This window comes from Nocardiopsis sp. NPDC007018 (assembly GCF_040635075.1).
Lineage (GTDB): Bacteria > Actinomycetota > Actinomycetes > Streptosporangiales > Streptosporangiaceae > Nocardiopsis.
Genome location: NZ_JBEYHA010000030.1, coordinates 47,239 through 65,986, shown reverse-complemented (window position 1 = coordinate 65,986; position 18,748 = coordinate 47,239). Strand labels below are relative to the sequence as shown.

17 protein-coding genes and 1 pseudogene are annotated in these 18,748 nt (G+C 70.6%); 8 read left to right on the top strand and 10 right to left on the bottom strand.

Features of this window, described 5'->3' with window-relative positions; all coding sequences use genetic code 11:
* From ABZ635_RS17500 to ABZ635_RS17490, 3 genes and pseudogenes are all read right to left on the bottom strand, one after another.
* Positions 1-99 (bottom strand): annotated as a pseudogene (locus ABZ635_RS17500) (cytochrome b N-terminal domain-containing protein); the annotation flags it as partial.
* Positions 100-105: 6 nt separating this feature from the next.
* Positions 106-3,363: an efflux RND transporter permease subunit gene (locus ABZ635_RS17495; protein ID WP_357765875.1), complete on the bottom strand. Its 3,258-nt coding sequence runs from the start codon at positions 3,361-3,363 to the stop codon at positions 106-108.
* 574 nt (positions 3,364-3,937) lie between these two features.
* Complete coding sequence (locus ABZ635_RS17490; protein ID WP_357765872.1) at positions 3,938-4,288, bottom strand: metalloregulator ArsR/SmtB family transcription factor; 351 nt, start codon at positions 4,286-4,288, stop codon at positions 3,938-3,940.
* Between the two features lie 181 nt (positions 4,289-4,469).
* Between ABZ635_RS17490 and ABZ635_RS17485 the strand changes: the two genes are divergently transcribed.
* From ABZ635_RS17485 to ABZ635_RS17465, 5 genes are all read left to right on the top strand, one after another.
* The gene (locus tag ABZ635_RS17485; RefSeq protein WP_357765869.1) at positions 4,470-5,381 is read left to right on the top strand and encodes a cation diffusion facilitator family transporter; all 912 of its coding nucleotides are present in this window, start codon (positions 4,470-4,472) and stop codon (positions 5,379-5,381) included.
* A 303-nt stretch (positions 5,382-5,684) separates the two neighbouring features.
* Positions 5,685-6,974, top strand: a complete 1,290-nt coding sequence (locus ABZ635_RS17480; RefSeq protein WP_357765879.1) for a potassium transporter TrkG — start codon at positions 5,685-5,687, stop codon at positions 6,972-6,974.
* 40 nt (positions 6,975-7,014) lie between these two features.
* Complete coding sequence (locus ABZ635_RS17475) at positions 7,015-7,686, top strand: TrkA family potassium uptake protein (protein WP_357765866.1); 672 nt, start codon at positions 7,015-7,017, stop codon at positions 7,684-7,686.
* Between the two features lie 78 nt (positions 7,687-7,764).
* Positions 7,765-8,772 (top strand): metal ABC transporter substrate-binding protein, encoded by a 1,008-nt coding sequence (locus ABZ635_RS17470; protein WP_357765863.1) that lies wholly within the window; start codon positions 7,765-7,767, stop codon positions 8,770-8,772.
* A 312-nt stretch (positions 8,773-9,084) separates the two neighbouring features.
* Positions 9,085-9,318, top strand: coding sequence for a DUF397 domain-containing protein (locus ABZ635_RS17465; protein ID WP_357765859.1), 234 nt, complete (start codon positions 9,085-9,087; stop codon positions 9,316-9,318).
* 195 nt (positions 9,319-9,513) lie between these two features.
* Here ABZ635_RS17465 and ABZ635_RS17460 read toward each other — a convergent pair whose 3' ends face one another.
* The gene (locus tag ABZ635_RS17460; RefSeq protein WP_357765857.1) at positions 9,514-10,350 is read right to left on the bottom strand and encodes a helix-turn-helix transcriptional regulator; all 837 of its coding nucleotides are present in this window, start codon (positions 10,348-10,350) and stop codon (positions 9,514-9,516) included.
* A gap of 266 nt (positions 10,351-10,616) precedes the next feature.
* The gene (locus ABZ635_RS17455; RefSeq protein WP_357765854.1) at positions 10,617-11,114 is read right to left on the bottom strand and encodes an ATP-binding protein; all 498 of its coding nucleotides are present in this window, start codon (positions 11,112-11,114) and stop codon (positions 10,617-10,619) included.
* Positions 11,115-11,431: 317 nt separating this feature from the next.
* On the opposite strand from ABZ635_RS17455, the gene ABZ635_RS17450 reads away from it, so the two are divergent.
* The gene (locus ABZ635_RS17450; protein ID WP_357765851.1) at positions 11,432-12,190 is read left to right on the top strand and encodes an SDR family NAD(P)-dependent oxidoreductase; all 759 of its coding nucleotides are present in this window, start codon (positions 11,432-11,434) and stop codon (positions 12,188-12,190) included.
* Between the two features lie 96 nt (positions 12,191-12,286).
* Here the strand turns inward: ABZ635_RS17450 and ABZ635_RS17445 are convergent, their stop codons facing one another.
* From ABZ635_RS17445 to ABZ635_RS17425, 5 genes are all read right to left on the bottom strand, one after another.
* Positions 12,287-13,606 carry a hemolysin family protein gene (locus ABZ635_RS17445; protein ID WP_357765877.1) on the bottom strand — a complete coding sequence of 440 codons (1,320 nt, stop codon included), beginning with the start codon at positions 13,604-13,606 and terminating at the stop codon, positions 12,287-12,289.
* A gap of 165 nt (positions 13,607-13,771) precedes the next feature.
* Positions 13,772-14,395: an energy-coupling factor transporter transmembrane protein EcfT gene (locus ABZ635_RS17440; protein WP_357765848.1), complete on the bottom strand. Its 624-nt coding sequence runs from the start codon at positions 14,393-14,395 to the stop codon at positions 13,772-13,774.
* Complete coding sequence (locus tag ABZ635_RS17435) at positions 14,392-15,084, bottom strand: ABC transporter ATP-binding protein (protein WP_357765846.1); 693 nt, start codon at positions 15,082-15,084, stop codon at positions 14,392-14,394. Before ABZ635_RS17435 ends, ABZ635_RS17440 begins: the two co-directional genes overlap by 4 nt.
* The gene (locus ABZ635_RS17430; protein ID WP_357765843.1) at positions 15,084-15,707 is read right to left on the bottom strand and encodes a biotin transporter BioY; all 624 of its coding nucleotides are present in this window, start codon (positions 15,705-15,707) and stop codon (positions 15,084-15,086) included. The genes ABZ635_RS17435 and ABZ635_RS17430 overlap by 1 nt, the downstream gene beginning before the upstream one ends.
* Positions 15,708-15,852: 145 nt before the next feature.
* Positions 15,853-17,067 carry a lactonase family protein gene (locus ABZ635_RS17425; RefSeq protein ID WP_357765842.1) on the bottom strand — a complete coding sequence of 405 codons (1,215 nt, stop codon included), beginning with the start codon at positions 17,065-17,067 and terminating at the stop codon, positions 15,853-15,855.
* Positions 17,068-17,499: 432 nt separating this feature from the next.
* On the opposite strand from ABZ635_RS17425, the gene ABZ635_RS17420 reads away from it, so the two are divergent.
* Complete coding sequence (locus tag ABZ635_RS17420) at positions 17,500-18,030, top strand: globin domain-containing protein (RefSeq protein WP_357765839.1); 531 nt, start codon at positions 17,500-17,502, stop codon at positions 18,028-18,030.
* 50 nt (positions 18,031-18,080) lie between these two features.
* The gene (locus ABZ635_RS17415) at positions 18,081-18,719 is read left to right on the top strand and encodes a pyridoxamine 5'-phosphate oxidase family protein (protein WP_357765836.1); all 639 of its coding nucleotides are present in this window, start codon (positions 18,081-18,083) and stop codon (positions 18,717-18,719) included.
* The last annotated feature ends 29 nt before the right edge of the window (positions 18,720-18,748 follow it).

Below are 18,748 nucleotides of genomic sequence, written 5' to 3'. Positions count from 1 at the left end.
CGCCAGCATGACGCCCTGGAGGATGCGCACGCCCATGCCCGAGGGCAGGTCGTCCGGCAGCGAGTAGCCGAAGAGGCCCTCGACCATGGCCAGGGCGAACGGTCGCTATCCGCCCTGGACCGCGTCCTGCTTCGGCGGGACCTCGCCGGCCTCGCCCTCGGCGGTGGAGCCGTTGCTCGGGGCGTTGTCGGCCGCCCGCGCCTCGGCGCGGGACCGGCGCTTGGCGGCGCGCCGGTCGCGACGGTCGGCCGCCCGGGCCTCCCGGCGCCGACGGCGCACCTCCACCAGCTGGTAGAGGACCGGAACCAGGATGAGCGTGAGCACGGTCGAGGTGACCAGCCCGCCGATCACCACGAGGGCGACCGGGGCGGAGACGAACGCTCCGCCGCCCGCCAGACCCGTGGCCATCGGGACGAGCGCGGCAATCGTGCCGACCGCGGTCATCAGGATGGGGCGCAGACGGTGCCGGGACCCCTCGACGATGGCCTCTCCGAGGTCCATCCCCTTCTTACGGTTCTGGTTGATCAGGTCCATCAGCACGATGGCGTTGGTGATCACGATGCCGATGAGCATCAGCATGCCGATCAGGGCCGCCGCGCCGATCGGCGTACCGGTCAGCATCAGCAGACCCAGCGAACCGGTGGCGGCGAACGGGACCGAGATCAGCAGCATCAGCGGCTGCATCAGGCTCTTGAACGTCGCGACCATCGTCAGGTAGCAGATGACGATCGCGGCGAGCAGCGCCAGTCCCAGCTGGGCGAAGCCCTCGGTCTGGTCCTGGCTGACACCGCCGAGGCTGGCGGAGGCACCAGAGGGCAGGTCCAGGCTGTCCAGGGCCTGGGTGATGGCGACGCTGACCGCCCCGAGGTCGCTGGCGGTCGGGTTGGCCGACACCGTGGTGCTCGTGACCCCGTCGATGCGGGTGAGCTCCGGCGGCTGCTCGACCTCGGTGACCTCGGCCACGTCGCGCAGTTCGATCTCCTGCCCGGTGGGCGTGGCGATCGGCAGCCTCTCCAGCTCCGCCACCGTCGCGGGCGCGTCCTGGACCAGGACGACCACGTCCCGGCGGAGGTGCTCGATGGTGGCGTGGCCGACGTTGCGGCCGTTGAAGGCGGCGGAGACGGTCTGGCCGACCATCGTCTCGTTGAGGCCGTACTCGGCGGCGTCCTCTCCGTCGACGTGGACCTCCAGCGCGGGCTGCGACTGGGAGATCCCGCTGGTGGCGTCGTCCGCGCCGTCGATCCCGCGCAGCTCCTCCTCGATCATCCCGGCGGCCTCGACCAGGGTGTCCTGGTCCTCGGCGGTCACACGGACCTCGATGCCCGACCCGCCCATGCCGCCGGTGGAGTCCAGGCGCGGCTCGTACTCGGTGTCGAGGTCGGCGAAGGTGTCCCTCAGGACGTCGCGGTTGCGGATCTGGTCGGTGCCGGGGTCGGCCGTGATCGTGTAGTCGATCCGGTCGGCCGCGCCGCCGCCCATCATCGGGTTGCCCCCGATGTTGACCTGGTAGGTCTCGATCCAGGCCATCCCCGCCAGGGCCGCCTCGACCTTGACGGCCTCGGCGTCCGCGGCCTCCAGGGACATGCCCGGTTCGAGCTCCTGGATGACGGTGTAGGTGTTCTCCTCGGCCTCGCCCAGCCAGTCGGTCTCGGAGTTGGCGGCCATCACGAGGGTGCCGCCGAAGATCGCCACCGACGCGGCGAGCGTCACCACCGTGGCGGTCCTGCGCTTGGTCGTGATCCACCGGATGATCGGCAGGTAGGCGCGCTGGAGCGGTGTGCGCATCTCGCGTTCGTGGGCGGCGCGCTCGATCTCCTCGCGGCTGGCGTCCCCGACCTCGGCGGGTCGCAGGAACCAGTAGCACAGGACCGGGGTGATGGTCAGGGCGACGAGGAGCGAACCGGCCAGGGCCAGGCTGCTGGTGACCGCGAACGGCATGAAGATCTCGCCGACCATGCCGCCGACGAAGGCCAACGGCAGGAACACGGCGATGGTCGCGAAGGACGAGGAGGCCACGGCGGTGGCAACCTCGCGGACGCCGTCCTTGACGGCGGTCATCCGCTCCTTGCCGTAGTCCATGTGTCGGCGGATGTTCTCCAGGACGACGATGGAGTCGTCCACCACCCGGCCGATCGCGATGGTGATCGCGGCGAGGGTGAGCATGTTCAGGGTGAACCCGAACGCCTGCATACCGATGAAGGCCACCAGGACCGACACCGGGATCGACACCGCGACCACCAGGGTGGAGCGGATGGACAGCATGAAGACGAGGATCACGATGACCGAGGCGGCCAGGCCGTAGGCCCCGGCCTCGAACATGTCGGTGATCGAGTCGTTGATGAAGGGCGCCTGGTCGAAGACGACGGTCAGGGAGATGTCGTCGCCGAGCAGGTCGGCCTGCTGGTCGAGCACGTCCTGGACGCCGTCGGAGATCTCGACGGTGTTGCCGTCCGGCGTCGCCATGACCATGAGCGCGACGCTGGGGTCGCCGTCCAGGCGGGCGATCGAGGAGGCGTCCTCGGTCACCATCGCGACGTCGGCGACCTCGGACAGGCGTACGGGAGAGGGCGCGGCCGCGGGCGGTGCGCCCGGCATCGCGGTGGACGGGTCGGCTCCCAGGGAGGGCCGCACCCACACGTCCTCGATCTCCTGGAGGCTCGTGAGCTGGTCACCGGTGGTGACGCTCAGGCTGCGACCGTCCTCGTCGATGCTGCCGCCCGCCATGAGCAGGCCGCTGGCCTCCAGGGCGTCGGACACGTCCTGGACGGTGGCCCCGGCGTCGTCGAGCTCGTCCTCGTCCGGGGTGACCTCGACGCGCTGCTCGGGGACGCCGGAGAGGTTGGCCGAGCGCACGCCCGGCACCGACTCCAGTTCGGGGATGAGGACGTTCTCGATGGAGGAGGCCATCGACTGCTCGTCGCCGTTGCCGGTGCTCGCCGCCAGCATCATCACCGGCATCATGTCCATGCTCAGGGCCATGACGGAGGTGGAGACGTCGTCGGGGAGCAGTCCGGAGATCTGGTCGACGGCGACCTGGGTCTCGCGGACCAGGGCGTCCTGGTCACGGCCGTAGTCGAACTCGGCCATGATCTGCGCGGACCCGGTGGTGGAGGTCGAGGTGACGGTGTTGACGCCCTCCACCCCCTGCAGGGCCTGTTCGAGGGGCTCGGTGACCTGTCCCTCGACCACCTGCGGGGTGGCGCCCTGGTACTGGGCCGAGACCATCACCATCGGCAGGGACATCTCGGGGAAGAGCTCTCGCTTGGCCGACACCGCCGCGAGGACACCGAAGAGCAGGACGGCCAGGGTGATGAGGAGGACCAGTGCCCGGTTGCCGAGCGACACGACCGAAAGGCGGTTCACGCGTTCGTCCCTTCCGCCGGGTGGGTGTGGCGCGCCCCGGTCAGGGGGTGCTCCGCACGCGGGGCCGTGGGGGCCTGTCTGGACATGAGAGGTGATCGCTCCTAGCTCGCCGTGGGTGGGACGGTCGGACCGGGGTGTGCCGCGCGTTCGTCGCCGAACACGCGCTCACCGGTGCGGTCGCGGTGCCGATCCGCGAGGACGTGGGTGTGGGGGATGCGGGGTGTTCGTCCGCCTGGTGCGAGGCCCGCGAGGGGCGGCGCATCCGCCGGGCGCTGTACTCACCATACGTCGCGTTATATCGGAAGTTGAGCGGACCGAGGGAGGTTCAGGGATCTCTCAGGGACGCCTCAGTCTTCTGTCAGGGTCCGACCCGACCAAAGTTGGGGACGTTCCGCCAAAGTCGGCCCGCTCCCCTTCCGAAGTGGGTCTTCTCCGGTTCCCCTCGCGCGGATTCTTGTTACGGACATCACACGCCAGGTTTCGGTTCGCCGAAAATCGGTGAGGCGCGCGGGAATCCCACCGGGCGCGGCCCCGGAGCGCGCTCCCGGGGCGGCGGTCGGCGCGGCGCGGTGACTCAGACGGCCGAGGCCTGTTCCCCTGGTTCCTCCCGGGAGTCCAGGGTGGCGTGCGGCTGGGTGGTACCCCAGACGACGCCGAGGAGGTCCTCCAACGCGTGCGCCAGGGAGTCATCGACGAGTTCGTAGCTGACCTGACGGCCGCGGGCCTGGGTGCGGACGAGTCCGCAGTCGCGGAGACAGGCGAGGTGGTTGGAGACGTTCTGCCTGGTGAGGCCGAGCCGGTCGGCGAGCCCGGCCGGGTAGTCGGCTCCCTCCAACAGTGCCAGGAGGAGGCGGCACCGGGTGGGGTCGGACAGGGCGCGGCCGAGTCGCTGGATCGCGGTGAGGCGCTGCTCGGAGGTCAACATGAAAATCATTGTACATCGTTTGCTGTATAGACAGCCTTCGCTGTATAAACAGTGAAGGCTGAACTGTTCGGCCGGGTCTCCGGAGTCACACGGGACCGCCCGAGGGCGATGGTCCGCCGGAGGGGCACGACGACCGCGACGCGTGGCGGCGCCACCGATCGCCGAACCGAGGAGGGAACCCATGGGCGCGGGACACGACCACGGCCCGATCACCGCCGGGGCCGCCAACAAGGGACGCCTGGCACTGGTCCTGGGCATGATGCTCACCGTCGCCGTCGTCCAGGTCACCGGCGCCGCGTTCAGCGGCAGCCTCGCCCTGCTCGCCGACGCCGGGCACACCGTCACCGACTCCCTCGGGGTCGCGCTGGCCCTGGCCGCCGTGTGGATCGCCGCGCGACCCGCCACCAGTAAGCGGACCTTCGGGTTCCAACGGGCCGAGATCCTCGCCGCCGCAGTGAACGCCATCGTGCTCTTCGCCCTGTGCGCGTTCATCGTGTCGGAGGCGATCAACCGATTCCGCGAACCCGCCGAGGTCTCCGGCCCGGGCATGATCGCGGTCGCCTCCTTCGGCCTGGTCATGAACATCGCCGCGATGTTCGTCCTGCGTTCCGGCGCCCAGGAGAGCCTCAACGTCAAGGGCGCCTACCTGGAGGTCATGAGCGACGCCCTGGCCTCCGTCGGTGTGATCGTGGGCGGTCTGATCGTGTGGCTCACCGGGTGGCAGCAGGCCGACACCCTCGTCTCCCTGGGCATCGCCGCGATCATCGTCCCCCGCGCGTGGTCACTGCTGCGTGAGGCCGTCCACGTCCTGCTGGAGGCCACCCCGAAGGGCATGGACCTGAGCGAGGTGCGCGAGCACCTCATGGGCCACCCCGCCGTCATCGACGTCCACGACCTGCACGCCTGGACCATCACCTCCGGCGTCCCCGTCATGTCCGCGCACGTGGTGGTCTCCGAGGAGGACCTGAGGGACACCGGGAGGATGCTCGACGAACTCCACGAGTGCCTCACCGGCCACTTCGACGTGGAGCACTCCACACTCCAGCTCGAACCGCCCGGCCACGCCGACCACGAGGGCGCCCGGCACGCCTGACCGGCGCCCGCCCGGCGGGGCGGGTGCGGGCCCCGAACGGTGGGGCGCCGTGTCCGGGCCGGGGGGTTTTGGCAGAATCGTTCGGGTCCCCGAGCAAGGAGAGCCCGTGTCCCGCAACCCCGACCACCAGGCACGTCAGCGGTGAACCGCAGGCCCGTGCGCCGACCCTCCGGCGCGCTGCGGCGGCTCGCCAGGAGCGTGATCCCGCTCCGCCGGTCCGCGCGCCACGGCGATCCGCGCACCGAGTGGCACACCACGCGGGAGTCCCGTGCCTGGTTCAAGCCCGCACGCGTGTTCCTGCTGATGTTCGTGACCGTCGACCTGGTCGGCGCCGTTCTCCTGAGCACTCCGTGGGCCACCACCGACGGCCGGGGCCTGCCCTTCGAGCAGGCCTTCTTCATGGCCACCTCGGCGCTCTCGGTCTGCGGGCTCAGCGTCGTCTCCATCGGCGACGACCTGAGCGGGTTCGGCCAGGGCGTGCTGCTGGCGCTGATGCAGGCGGGCGGCATGGGCATCATGACCCTGGCCTCGCTGTTGGGCACCGCCGTGATCCACCGGTTCGGCCTGCGCATGCAGCTCAACGTGCAGGCCGAGGTGCGCACGCTCTGGGTCGGTGACGTGCGCGGCCTGGTCAGCCGGGTCCTGACGATCTTCCTGGTCTGTCAGGGGATCACCTTCCTGCTGATCACCCCGCGCATGTGGCTGGGGTACGACCTCAGCCTCCACCAGGCGGTCTACTCCGGCTTCTTCCACTCCATCTCCTCGTTCAACAACGCCGGGCTCTCGCTGTACCCGGACAGCTTCGTCCGGTTCTCCGGGGACGCGTTCGTGCTGTTCCCCATCGCGCTGTCCTCGATCCTCGGCGGTATCGGCTTCCCGGTGCTCCTGGAGCTGCGCCGTCAGCTCCGTACCCCGCGCCGCTGGACCCTGCACACCAAGCTCACGGTCACCACCACGGCGCTGTTGTTCGTCGGGGGCGCCGTGCTGGTCACCGCGATGGAGTGGAACAACCCGAACACCCTCGGTCAGCTGCACTGGTGGGCCAGGGTCACCGACGGGGTCTTCCACGGCGTGATGCCGCGCAGCGGCGGCCTCAACGCCGTGCCCACCGGCGAGATGCAGGATTCCACACTGCTGCTGACCATCATGTTGATGTTCGTCGGCAACGGCAGCGCCGGGACCGCGGGCGGTATCAAGGTGGCCACCCTCGCCGTCATCTTCCTGGTCGTGCTCGCCGAGGTGCGCGCGCACGACCGCGTGCACGTCTTCGGTCGACAGCTGCCGTACGAGGTGATCCGACAGGCCCTGAGCCTGGTGTTCCTGTCCGCGACGGTGGTCGCCGCCAGCACGGTGCTCATGCTCTACGCCACCCGTTTCTCGCTCATGGAGGTGCTGTTCGAGGTGGTGTCGGCGTTCGGCGTGGTGGGACTGTCCACCGGGATCACCCCCGAGCTCGCACCGTGGAACCAGTACCTGATGGCGGTACTGATGGTCGCCGGCCGGATCGGCCCCGTCACCTTCGTGACGGCCCTGGCCTTCCGCGACCGGCATCGCCGCTACGAACTCGCCGAGGCCCGGCCGATCATCGGTTGAGCCGACCGACGCGCCGAGCCCTTCCCCAGAGGAGAGAACCATGCCGCACCGCGACAGGAACGACGACAAACGCGTGCTCGTGATCGGCCTCGGCCGCTTCGGGAGCTCGCTCGCTTTGGAACTGGTCAACCGGGGCTGGGAGGTGCTGGGCCTGGACTCCAACCCCAGGATGGTGCAGACCTACGCCGACGCGCTCACCCACACGGTGGTCGCCGACGTCACCGACGAGGAGGCCCTGCGGCAGATCGGCGCCGCGCAGTACGCGCGGGCCGTGGTGGCGATCGGCAGCCACCTGGAGGAGAGCATCCTCGCCACCTCCCTGCTGGTGGACCTCGGGGTTCCCTCGATCTGGGCGAAGGCGACCAACCGCAGGCACAAACGCATCCTGGAGCAGGTCGGCGCCGACCACGTGGTGCTGCCCGAACACGACATGGGCGAGCGGGTGGCGCACCTGCTCTCGGGGCGGATGCTGGACTACGTGGTGTTGGACGCCGGTTTCGCGCTGGGCAAGACCCGGGCGCCGAAGTCGCTGCTCGGTCGGACCCTGAGGGAGACCCGGGTGCGCCAGCAGTACGGGATCACGGTGGTGTCGGTGAAGCGGGTGGGGGCGTCCTTCACCTACGCCACCCAGGAGACCGTCCTACACAAGGGCGACGTGATCGTGGTGGCGGGGCGCACGGACGATGTGGAGCGGTTCGCCGAGTCCACCTGAGCGGGTTCGGGCAGGTCGTGAGCTTCCCGACAAAGCTGGCAAATTGACAACCGTTTTCATTTTCCCGATGATGGCTCCATGAGAACTCCCATCGCGCGAGCCGCCGCCCTCGGCGCCACCACACTGATGATCGCCACCGGTTGCGCGGCCGGAGGAGAGGACAACTCCGGCGAGGGGGTCGCCCCCGCCGACGCGGCCCTGACCGTCGTCACCGGCGTGTACCCCCTGGAGTGGCTGGCCCGCGAGATCGGCGGTGAAGACGTGGCCGTCGTGCAGCTCACAGAACCGGGCACGGAACCGCACGACCTGGAGCTGACCGGACGACAGATCGCACAGGTCAGCGAGGCCGACATCGCCTTCTACGTCGGTGGGCTCCAGCCCGCCGTCGACGAGGCCGTCGGCCAGGAGGCGGCCGACGCCGCGCTGGACGTGGCCGACGTCGTCGAGCTCCACCCGGCCGGAGAAGGGGGCGGCCACGCCGAGGACGACAGGCACGACCACAGTGGGGACGGGCACGACCACGGGGACGAGGAGCACGGCGAGGACGACGGGCACGACCACGGCGACCTCGACCCGCACTTCTGGCTCGACGTGGACCTCATGCAGGAGGCCGCCTCGGCCCTGGCGGAGCGTATGGGCGAGGTCGACCCGGACGGCGCCGACCGCTACCAGGAGGGGGCCGAGCGCGTCATCGGCGAACTCTCCGGCATCGGCGAGGAGTACGAGGCGGGCCTGGGCTCCTGCGAACACCGCGAGGTGGTCGTGGGCCACACCGCCTTCAGCTACCTGACCGAGCGGTACGACCTGGAGCAGATCGGAGTGAGCGGTGTGGACCCCGACACCGAACCCTCCCCCGCGCAGATCGCGGCGATCACCGACATCGTGCGGGACCGCGACATCTCGACGATCTTCACCGAACCCCTGATGCCCGCGGCCACCGCCGACACCATCGCGGCCGAGACCGGGGCCCGTGTCGAGGTACTCGACCCGCTGGAGGGCGTCACCGAGCGCTCTCCCGGCGACGACTACCCGTCGATCATGCGCGGCAACCTCGACGCGCTGTCGGAAGCGCTCACCTGCGACTGACACACGCGCCACCCCCTTTGAGAAGGCCCCGCCGTTCCCACGGCGGGGCCTTCGGTACTACAGCGCATTCGGGACCGGGTTCCCGTTCCAGCGACGGTTTCTCCCTGCCATCACCCACCTGACCTGGGATGGAACAGGTCCGAATCAGCTCCGGAGAAGCGTCCCGATTACATGGCGCTTACATCCTCACAAACGCCCGGACAAGTGGCGATGGTCACGCTATGCTCGGGAGAGTGTCAGTGCCAATGCACGTGCATCTGGCAGTGCATCGGCACGCACATCCCCTCAGACGGACCAAGGAGCTACTGGAACATGACCGCACACAACGGCATCCGCGCGACCGAGCTGACCGAGGCCGCCTGGCAGAAGGCCAAGCGCAGCAACTCGCAAGGCGCCTGCGTCGAGATGGCCCGCCTCACCGACGGTTCGATCGCCCTGCGCAACTCGCGCTTCCCGACCGGACCGGCCCTGGTCTACACCCAGGAGGAGATCGACTGCCTCATCCTGGGTGCCAAGGACGGCGACTTCGACAACCTGCTCAGCTAGGACGTGTTCCCCGGCCCCTGAACGGCGCGCCCCGGGGCGGTGCGCCGACCACGGCCTGGTATGCCTGCCCCCTGCTCTCTCCCAGGCCTCAGGGGCCCGTGCGACGCCGAAGGGCTCCGTCCATGCCGGACGGAGCCCTTCATACGTGCGCGGACCGGAGGGGCGGGTCGCCCAGGTCACGGAGCCTGCGGGGGATCAGCTGCCTTCGAGGTCCTTGAGCATGTCCCTGAGCAGGGAGAGGGTCTCGTCGGGAGTGGCGGCGGAAACGCTCAGCCGCGTCATGGCCTTGGTGTAGGCCTCCACGGTGGCGGGCTTGTCGATGATCTCGCCGTCGGTGAGCTGTTCGAGGTAGACGATGTCGGAGAGCTCGAACTCGGAGTAGCGCAGCAGGGTGAAGGAACCGGCCTCCGCCGCGTGCGCGCCCACCTCGAAGGGGATGATCTGGAGGGTGACGTTCTCGTGGTTCTCACAGAGGTGGATCAGGTGGCGGAGCTGGCCGCCCATGATCGCCGGACCGCGCTCCCGGCCCCCGATCGGACGGCGCACGGCCGCCTCGTCGAGGATGATCCACATCTTCTTCCCGGCCTCCAGATGCTTCTGTCTGGTGAGTCTGGCCTGAATGCGCTGCTCGGTCACCACGTCGGTGTCGACACCGCCGGAGATGATCTCGCGGGCGTACTCCTCGGTCTGCAGCAGGCCGGGGACGAACTGGGACTCGTAGATCCGGATCTGGTCGGCGGCCTCCTCGAAGCCCACGTAGCGGATGAACCACTTGTGGAGGGCGTCGCCGTACTCCTTCCACCAACCAGGCTTGTTGGATTCGGCCGCCAGTTCGCGGAATTGCTTGAGGAGCTTGCGGTCCGTGACCCCGTACAACTTCAGGAGGTCCTCGATATCGCGGGTCTTGAATCCGACCCGGCCGAGTTCCATGCGGCTGATCTTGGAGGCCGAGGCACGAATCTTCTCGCCCGCGGCCTCACGCGTGAGACCGCTGCGCTCACGGTGCTTGCGCAGCTGGTGCCCGAGGAGCATGCGACGCACGGTGGGTCCACTCCCCTGACGCAATTGAGCGATATCCACCTTCGCCGCCTCTCTGTCATTCTCCGAACAAGGGTATCGGGTCGGCCGCACCCCTTTGCCGGGCGGTCCGGACACTACACGTACACGATATAGCGCGCGCTCCCGAGCAACCGCGAGCCGGTCGCGGCCCGATGCCGCGACCCGTCGGACCGCTGGATGGGCTCCCGCGGAACCCGCCCCGGCGGCCGGCGCCCGAGAACGTGACCCGGGTCGCCCACTCACACGAATTGCGCCCAAACGAACTTTCCGCCGGGCGGTGTGGGAATCACACCCCACTCTCGCGCGAAAGCGCTCACCAGGGCAAGCCCTCTGCCGCCCTCCATGCTCGGCTCCGCTTCCCTTCTACGGGGCAGTCGATCTCCGCCGTCGCGAACGGCGCAGATGAATTCACCGCCGCTACGCATGAGGGACAGCTGAATACCGGCCTGGCCCTGCCTGGTCAAGGCCAGCGGGCCTCCGTGCCGTACCGCATTCGTGACCAATTCGGAAACAACGACCCCCACATCGCCGGACAAGTACTCCATGCGCCATTCGAGGAGCAGGGCCGCGGAAATCTCCCGGGCGGCGGCGACGGCCCGGGGACGGGACTCGAAGGTCCACGTGACGGCGTCGTGGCGGTCGCCGCAGACCGGGGTGTTCCAGCGCCGCGAACCGTGGGTCAGGACCTTGAGCCACCAGGCACCGGTCGGCTTGGCCACCGCCTCCGCACACTCCATGCCCTTCAACTCCTCACTGACGCTCGCGCGCCGGGCCGCCGACGAAAGGAAGGCTCGTGCCGGTGCACGTCCCGAATGCACGTGCATCTCGGCGCTGCACGCAATCGTAAGGCACCCCCCGGCAAAGTGCAGGCAAACGCGGACACGAACCGGGAAGGTTTACCGGTGCGCAGGTGGGAGGTATCGGCGGGCTGTCGCGGAAGCGTTACCCGAGCGTTTCACAAGTGCCTCCCAAGCGCCCCCCGGGGACGTACCGACCGGTAGGCACGTGGATAGGATTCCCCCGCGCCCAGCACGCGAACAACGGAGGTAACACCATGTCCCCAACGCCTCGTGTGGCGATCGTGACCGGAGCGGCACGCGGTATCGGCGCCGCGACCGCCGAGCGCCTGGCCCGGGAGGGCCGCGCCGTCGCCGTACTGGACCTCGACGCCTCCGAGGCCGGTGAGGTCGTGGACCGGATCACCGCCGACGGCGGGACCGCCGTCGCCGTGGCCTGTGACGTTGCCGACGAGGACCAGGTCGCGTCGGCCGTCGACACCGTCGCCGAGCGCCTCGGACCGCCCGCCATCCTGGTCAACAACGCGGGCGTGCTCCGCGACAACCTGCTGTTCCGCATGTCCGCCGACGACTGGGACACCGTCCTCGGCGTCCACCTGCGCGGCTCCTTCCTGATGAGCCGGGCCGCCCAGGCGCACATGACGTCCGCGGGGTGGGGGCGGATCGTGAACCTGTCCAGCTCGTCCGCGCTCGGCAACCGCGGCCAGGCCAACTACTCGGCCGCCAAGGCCGGTCTCCAGGGCTTCACCAAGACGCTCGCCATCGAGCTCGGGAAGTTCGGCGTCACCTGCAACGCCGTCGCCCCCGGGTTCGTCGAGACCGCGATGACCCGCGCCACCGCCGAACGGATCGGTGTCGCCTACGACGACATGAAGGCCTTCAAGCAGGCGGAGATCCCGGTACAGCGGGTCGGGTACCCGGAGGACATCGCCAACGCCGTCGCGTTCTTCACCGGCGAGGACGCCGGATTCGTGTCCGGGCAGATCTTGTACGTCGCGGGAGGTCCCCTCGACTGATCCGTCCCCGGTGCGCCCTCGGAGCGTTCCGACAGGGCCGCCGCGGGACACTGGCCGGTTCCGGCCATCCGCGCCGCCCGGCGTGCCACGGGCCCCTCAGACGGGCTCCGGGCCCCCGGGCGGCCGTGTGCGCGGCTCCTCCCCGGCTCCCCCGGCCGCGGGCAGGGCCCGGACCTCGGTGATGGCCCTCCCGTCGGCCTCGGCCACCTCCGCCGTCCATCCTCCGAAGTCCACCCGCTCCCCCGGCTCACGTGGAATGTGCTCCAGGACGGCCAGGATCATCCCGGCCACGGTGACGTAGTCGCCCTCCGGCGGGGCGGTCGTCTCCAGACCGAGGTCGGCCAGGTCGTGCACCGGGTAGGTGCCCGGCAGCGTCATCGACCCGTCCTCGTGCCACCGCGCCGCGCGGACGTCGGTGTCGGTCTCGTCGTAGATCTCCCCGACGATCTCCTCCAGGAGGTCCTCCAGGCTGACGATCCCCTCGATCCAGCCCGTCTCGTTGACGACCACGGCGAGCTGGGCCCGCTCCGCGGTCATCCTCTGGAGGGCCTGGGACACCACGAGCGAGTCGGGGAGCAGCATCGGCTCCCGGGCGACCTCCCGCAGGCTCCCCGAGCCCCGCACCAGGTCGGACCAGTGCACCACGCCCAGTACCTGGTCCAGCCCCGCCCCCGACACGATCGGAGCCCGCGAGTGCCCGTGGTCGGCGAGCATCCGCACCGCGTCGGCGGCGGGAGTCTCCTCCGGGATGGAGAACACCTCACCGCGCGGCACCACCACCTCGCGCAGACGCCGGTCGTCGATCTCGAACGCGCCCGTGATGATGGTGCGCTGTTCCTGCGTGATGTCGCGCTGCGAGGCGAGCATGTCGCGCAGCTCCTCCTCCGAGACCTCCTCCCGGGCGGCCGCGGGGTCGCCGCCGGTCATCCGCACCAGGAGGTTGGTGGACGCGCTGAGCAACCACACGACCGGACGGGACAGGGTCGCCATCAGGTCGAGCGGACGTGACACGGCCAGTGCCCACGTCTCCGCGCGCTGCATGGCGACCCGTTTGGGCGCGAGCTCGCCCAGAACGAGGGTGACGAAGGTCAGGGCGACCGTGACGAGCACGACCGACACGGGTCCGGCCGCGGAGCCCAGGAATCCGAGTGGTTCCACGAGCGGGCCCGCGAGGGACACTGCGGCGGCCGCGGAGGCCAGGAACCCGGCGAGGGTGATGCCGATCTGGATGGTCGCGAGGTAGCGGTTGGGGTCTCGCGCGAGACGGGCCACGGCCCGCCCACCGGCCCCTCGTCCGGCCAGCCGCCGGACCTGGCTCTCACGCAGCGTGATCAGAGCGATCTCACTGCCCGAGAACACCGCGTTGACCAGGACCAGGGCCAGAACCAACCCGAGTTGCGCCCCGTAGCCGTCCATGGCGTCCGTCGTCTCCCCTGTGGTGGACCCGCGCTCTCGTACGGAGCCGTCGTGCTCCCACCTTGACACAACGTGCTGGTCGGAACCGGTCCGCGCACCGCCGTGGCCCCGTATCGCCGTGTTCGGGCCCGGGGCGGGCACCGCTCCGGGCGGCCTCGGCGGGGGTCACCCGGACCGTGCTCGGGTGTCCTCGTCGATCCCCCGGGCCACGAGCGCCTCTCCGGTGGCGTCGGCCATCCGGAGGAGCTGGACGATCACGGGAACCACCAGCAGGTGGGGGCGGCCGGACAGGCCCCGGGCGCGGTACCCCTCGCGGGCCGCGCGCCAGGCGGCGGCGACCATCGGGATCGACCGGACGGTTAGGGCGAGCACCAGCGCGATCCGGTCCGGGTCGGCTCCCACGTGGCGCAGCGGCCGGGCCAGGCGCTCGAAGAGGTCCAGCATCTCCCGCACGCGCGTCGTGAGGGTGACGGCGTTGGCCAGCAGGACCAGTGCGGAGAGCTGGGCGCACAGCCGCACGCCCTCCTCCCATGCCCCGAACAGGGCCTGGAAGGCGCCGATGGCGAGCAGGAAGGGCCAGAGGGCGCGCACCACCGCGAGGGCCCGCCGGGGCCGCAGCCCGACCAGCGGGTACAGGACCAGGCTCACCGCCAGGGTGCCCAGGGACACCCACGCGTTCCCGGCGACCACCAGCGCCGTACCGGCCACCAGCAGGCCCAGGAGTTTGGGTCCGGCGGGCACCCGGTGCAGCGGGCCGGAACCGGGGACGTAGAGGCCGATCGCGCTCACGCGGCCCCGTCCTCCTCGTCCATGAGCTTGGTGTAGAACGTCACCGCGTCCTCGGGGCCTCCGTCGAAGGCCACCCGCCCCCCGGCCATGACCAGGACCCGGTCGAAGTCGGGCAGCAGGTCCAGGTCGTGGGTGAAGAGCACGACCTGCTGGTCGAGCCCGGCCAGGGTGCGGTGGACCATACGGGTGTTGCGCAGGTCGAGCAGGGTGGTGGGTTCGTCGCACACCAGGACCTCGGGGCCGGTCACCAGGACCGACGCCAGCGCGAGGAGCTGTTTCTGCCCTCCGGAGAGCAGGTGGCCCGGGTGGTCGCGGTGGTCGGCCAGGCCGTACCGGTCCAGGACCTCGTCCACGCGCCGCGCCGTCTCGGCCCTGCCCAGCCGCTGGGAGCGGAGTCCGATCTCCACGTCCTCCGCGACCGTCGGCATGATGATCTGGTGCGCGGCGTCGGAGAAGACGAAGCCGACCCGGCGCCGGACCTGCCGGGCGTGCCGCCGGGTGTCCCACTCCCCCAGCGACACCCGGCCCCGGTCCGGCAGCACCAGGCCGTTGAGGGTGCGGGCCAGGGTCGACTTGCCGGAACCGTTGGCCCCGATCACGCCGATGCGGTGCTCCGGGAGTTCGAGGTCGATCTCCCGGAGCACCGCGCGGTCGTCGTAGGAGTGCGAGACCCCTTCGAGGCGGAGCATCAGCCGTTCTCCTCGGGGACCCGGTCGTCGACGACCGGGCGGCCCGCCGGGGGGATCGGGTAGGCGCGGAACACTGCGCTCGCGATCGACGCGGTGGCCACGGCCTTGAGGAGGTCACCGGGTAGGAAGGCCGCCATGGACAGGGCGCCGGCGAGGACTCCGTCTCCGAGCACCACGGCCATCCAGGGAACTCCGATGGCGTAGATGACGACGACGCCGCCCAGCACGTTGGCGGCGAGGCCCCGCCAGAACACGTAGCGCCCCCGCGCGACCATGCGGTCGGTGAGGAGACCGATCACGAGGCCCGCGAAGATCCAGCTCACGATGAAGCCGCCCGTGGGACCGGCCAGCACCGACAGTCCGCCCCGACCGCCCGCGAAGAGGGGCAGCCCGGCGAGCCCGAGCGCGAGGAAGGCGGCGATGGCCAGGCAGCCGCGCTTCCACCCGAGCAGGCTGGGCGCGAGCATGATGCCCAGCGTCTGGAGGGTGATGGGCACCGGGCCGATGGGGATGGCGACGGTGACGCTGAGCGCGGCGATGAGCGCGGCGAACACGGCGACGAGCGCGAGGTCCCGTGCGGTGAGGCCCCGGTAGCGGACGTGGGCCGTCACGGTGGTGGGCATGCGTGGTCCCCCTCGGGGAGGAGTCGGGAGTGGATCACCGTCCATTGTCCGATATGCGGAGCCCCGCGGCACGGGGCGGGGGGCACAGAAGCCGGGCACGACTCTTGTAGGAGTTCGCCCAGGAACGGGGGCGTGCTCCGACCGGTCAGGCCTGGGCGGCCTCGGCGCGCTGGATGCGTTTGATGGGGACGGGGAGCACGCAGACGGGGACGGGGACGTCGACCCGGTGGCCGGTGTCCTCGGGGATTCCGGTGTCCGGGTCGACGCGCAGCGACATCAGGGAGTCCCCGTTCTGGGCGGCCACGACCAGGTGGTCGGGCTGCCCGCCGTGGCCGCGCACCACGGCGAAGTGGCGCGGCCAGGCGCCGACGGGGGTGTCGGCCAGGTGTTCCAGACGGGCGCCCTCGTCGCGGACGGCGAAGGTCGAGACGGTGTCCGCGCCCCGGTTGGAGACGTACACGCGCCCCTCGTAGCCGGTGGTCATGGGCAGGGCGTCGCCGTCGGCGATCTCCCGACCCTCGACCCTGAGCCGGTGGAGCGCGATCTCGGCCGGGTGGTTGGCTCCGGTGACGGCTGCGGTGCGCGCGCCGAGGGCGGGCACCGACCCGAGGTGCTCGCCGGTGCCGTTGCGGGGGTTCCAGCGCACGGTGTGCACGCGCGAGTCCAGTTCCCCCGCGACGTAGACGTACGCGCCGTTGACCGCCATGTGTCGGGGGCCCGTGCCGGACGGAAGGCGGACGGTGCCGAGCAGGCCCTCGTCATAGGCGGGCACCGGGCCCTGGTTCTCCTCGGTGAGCGGTGTGGCGTAGTGGTGGACGCGCAGTTCGTCGGTGCCGAGATCGGCGGCGACCAGGTACCGGAGACGGGGGTCGTGCGTGTCCAGGAGCACCGCGGTGCTGTGCGCGTGGGGGCCGTCCTGGCGGTCGGCGACCGGGCCGCGGCCCCGGTGCGCGAGTTCGCGGGCGGGCCCGGAGGGGGAGCCGTCCTCCGTGGTGGGCTGGATCGCGACCACGCCGTTGGCGTAGTTGGCCACCGCGACGCGTTCGGGGCCCAGGTAGCGGACGTGGCAGGGCGAACCGCCGCCCGTGGGTACGGAGCCGATCTCGGTGAGGGTGGTGTCGCCGCGCACGCGGAAGGCGGTGAGGGTTCCCCGGGCCCTCTCGTTGACCGCGTACACCGTGGGCGGGTCGGGTCGGAAGGCCAGGAACGAGGGGCCGGTGGTGCGCGCGGCGACGCCGTCGGCGCTCAGCTCCCCGCTCTCGGGGTCGAACCACACCCGGTGGACGCCCTCGCCCTTGCCGGGCGGGTCGGAGTCGGGGGTGTAGGTCCCCACGAGCAGGAGCCGTCGTGGTGTGTCCACCGTGAGCCTCGTTTCCGTCGCCTCGGGATGGGCCGTGGTCCGGACCACGGCCGGAATGCTACCGCTCCCGCCGTCAGCGGGGAAGGACGCGCGCGATCGCCTCCGGAACCGCCCCGCTACCCACCGGTCACACAGAGAAAACGGTGACGTGCGTAGCCTTTCTGTTACAGTTCCTCCTCAACAGGCCGAGATGGGAGATTCAGGGCCGTCTCCCTCGCACCCGCCCTGTTCGCGACCACCGGATTCGGCTGTCCGTACCGACGGTGGTCCCGATCGGTCGGGCGGCTCCCGGGGCTCCCCGTACGCGTCCGTCGCGCCCCCACGGAAGGACCACCCCACCGCAGGTCCTCATCCCCCTCGGTGACCGCGAGCGGCGCGTCCACGCGCACTCGCGGACCGTGGTTCCCCGCTCACCCGACGTCTGGACCCGAATTGACCCTTCGCCGACTGTCCGAAGTGCCGTTGCCCGACAAGGAGACCATCGAGCTGGTCCGCCAGTCCTGCGTGGACATCCCCGAGGGCTCCACACGTCTGGCCCGGTCCTTCTACGAGAACCTCTTCTCGATGGTCCCCGAGGTGAGGAGCATGTTCTCCGAGGACATCAAGCCCCAGCAGCAGCGCATGGCGGACGCCCTGTTGTCCGTGGTGCGCCACCTCGACACCCCCGACGACGTCGCCCACTACCTCCGGCGCCTGGGCCGCCAGCACCGTGTGGAGCTGGGCGTGCTACCCGAGCACTACCCGCACGTCGGCCGCGCCCTGGTCCGCGCCGTCAGCGAGGTCTCCCCCACCTGGTCGTCCTCCATGAGTTCGGCCTGGGTCCTCGTCTACCAGTGGGTCACCGCGAACATGATGGCCGGGGCCGACCAAGCCCCGGGCCCCGCTCCGGCTCCGGCTCCGGAGCCCGCCCCCACCCGCGCCCCGGCTCCGTCGGCCGCCCCCCACGCGTTCCGGCGGGCCTGACACCCGCCTCCCCTGCCTGCCGTCCCTCACCCCGTCGAAAGCCACCGTTCATGACTCACAGCCATCAGAACCGCACCCCCGGCACCGAGGGGGAACGCCACGTACAGGCGGTCCTGGGCACCACCGACCGGGCCGACCGCTTCTACCGCGACCAGATGCTCGACCACCTCAACCCGCTCATGCGGGACTTCGTCGCCCGCCAGGAGATGGTGTTCGTGGCGACGTCCGACGCCCGGGGCGAGTGCGACTCCAGCTTCCGAGCGGGCCCTCCCGGTTTCGTGCACGTCGTCGACGACCGCACCCTGGTCTACCCCGAGTACCGGGGCAACGGGGTGTTCGCCAGCGCGGGCAACATCCTGGAGAACCCGCACATCGGGCTGATGTTCCTCGACTTCGAGCGGGAGCGGATCGGGCTGCACGTCAACGGGCGCGTGAAGATCATGGAGGACGAGACCCTGCGCCCCCACGTTCCCGGCCTACCGCTGCCGCAGGTGCCGGGGCAGCGCACACAGATGTGGATGATGGTGCAGGTCGAGGAGGCCTACATCCACTGCCGCAAGCACATCCCGCACCTGCGCCGGGTCGGCGCCGAGGAGTCCTGGGGCACCGACGACGCGCTGCGCAAGGGCGGCGACTACTTCGGGGCCAGGGAGGGCAGGCGCGCCACCGCCGGTACCGGCCCCTGGTAGCGGCCCCTGGTAGCGGAGGGGGCGGCCCC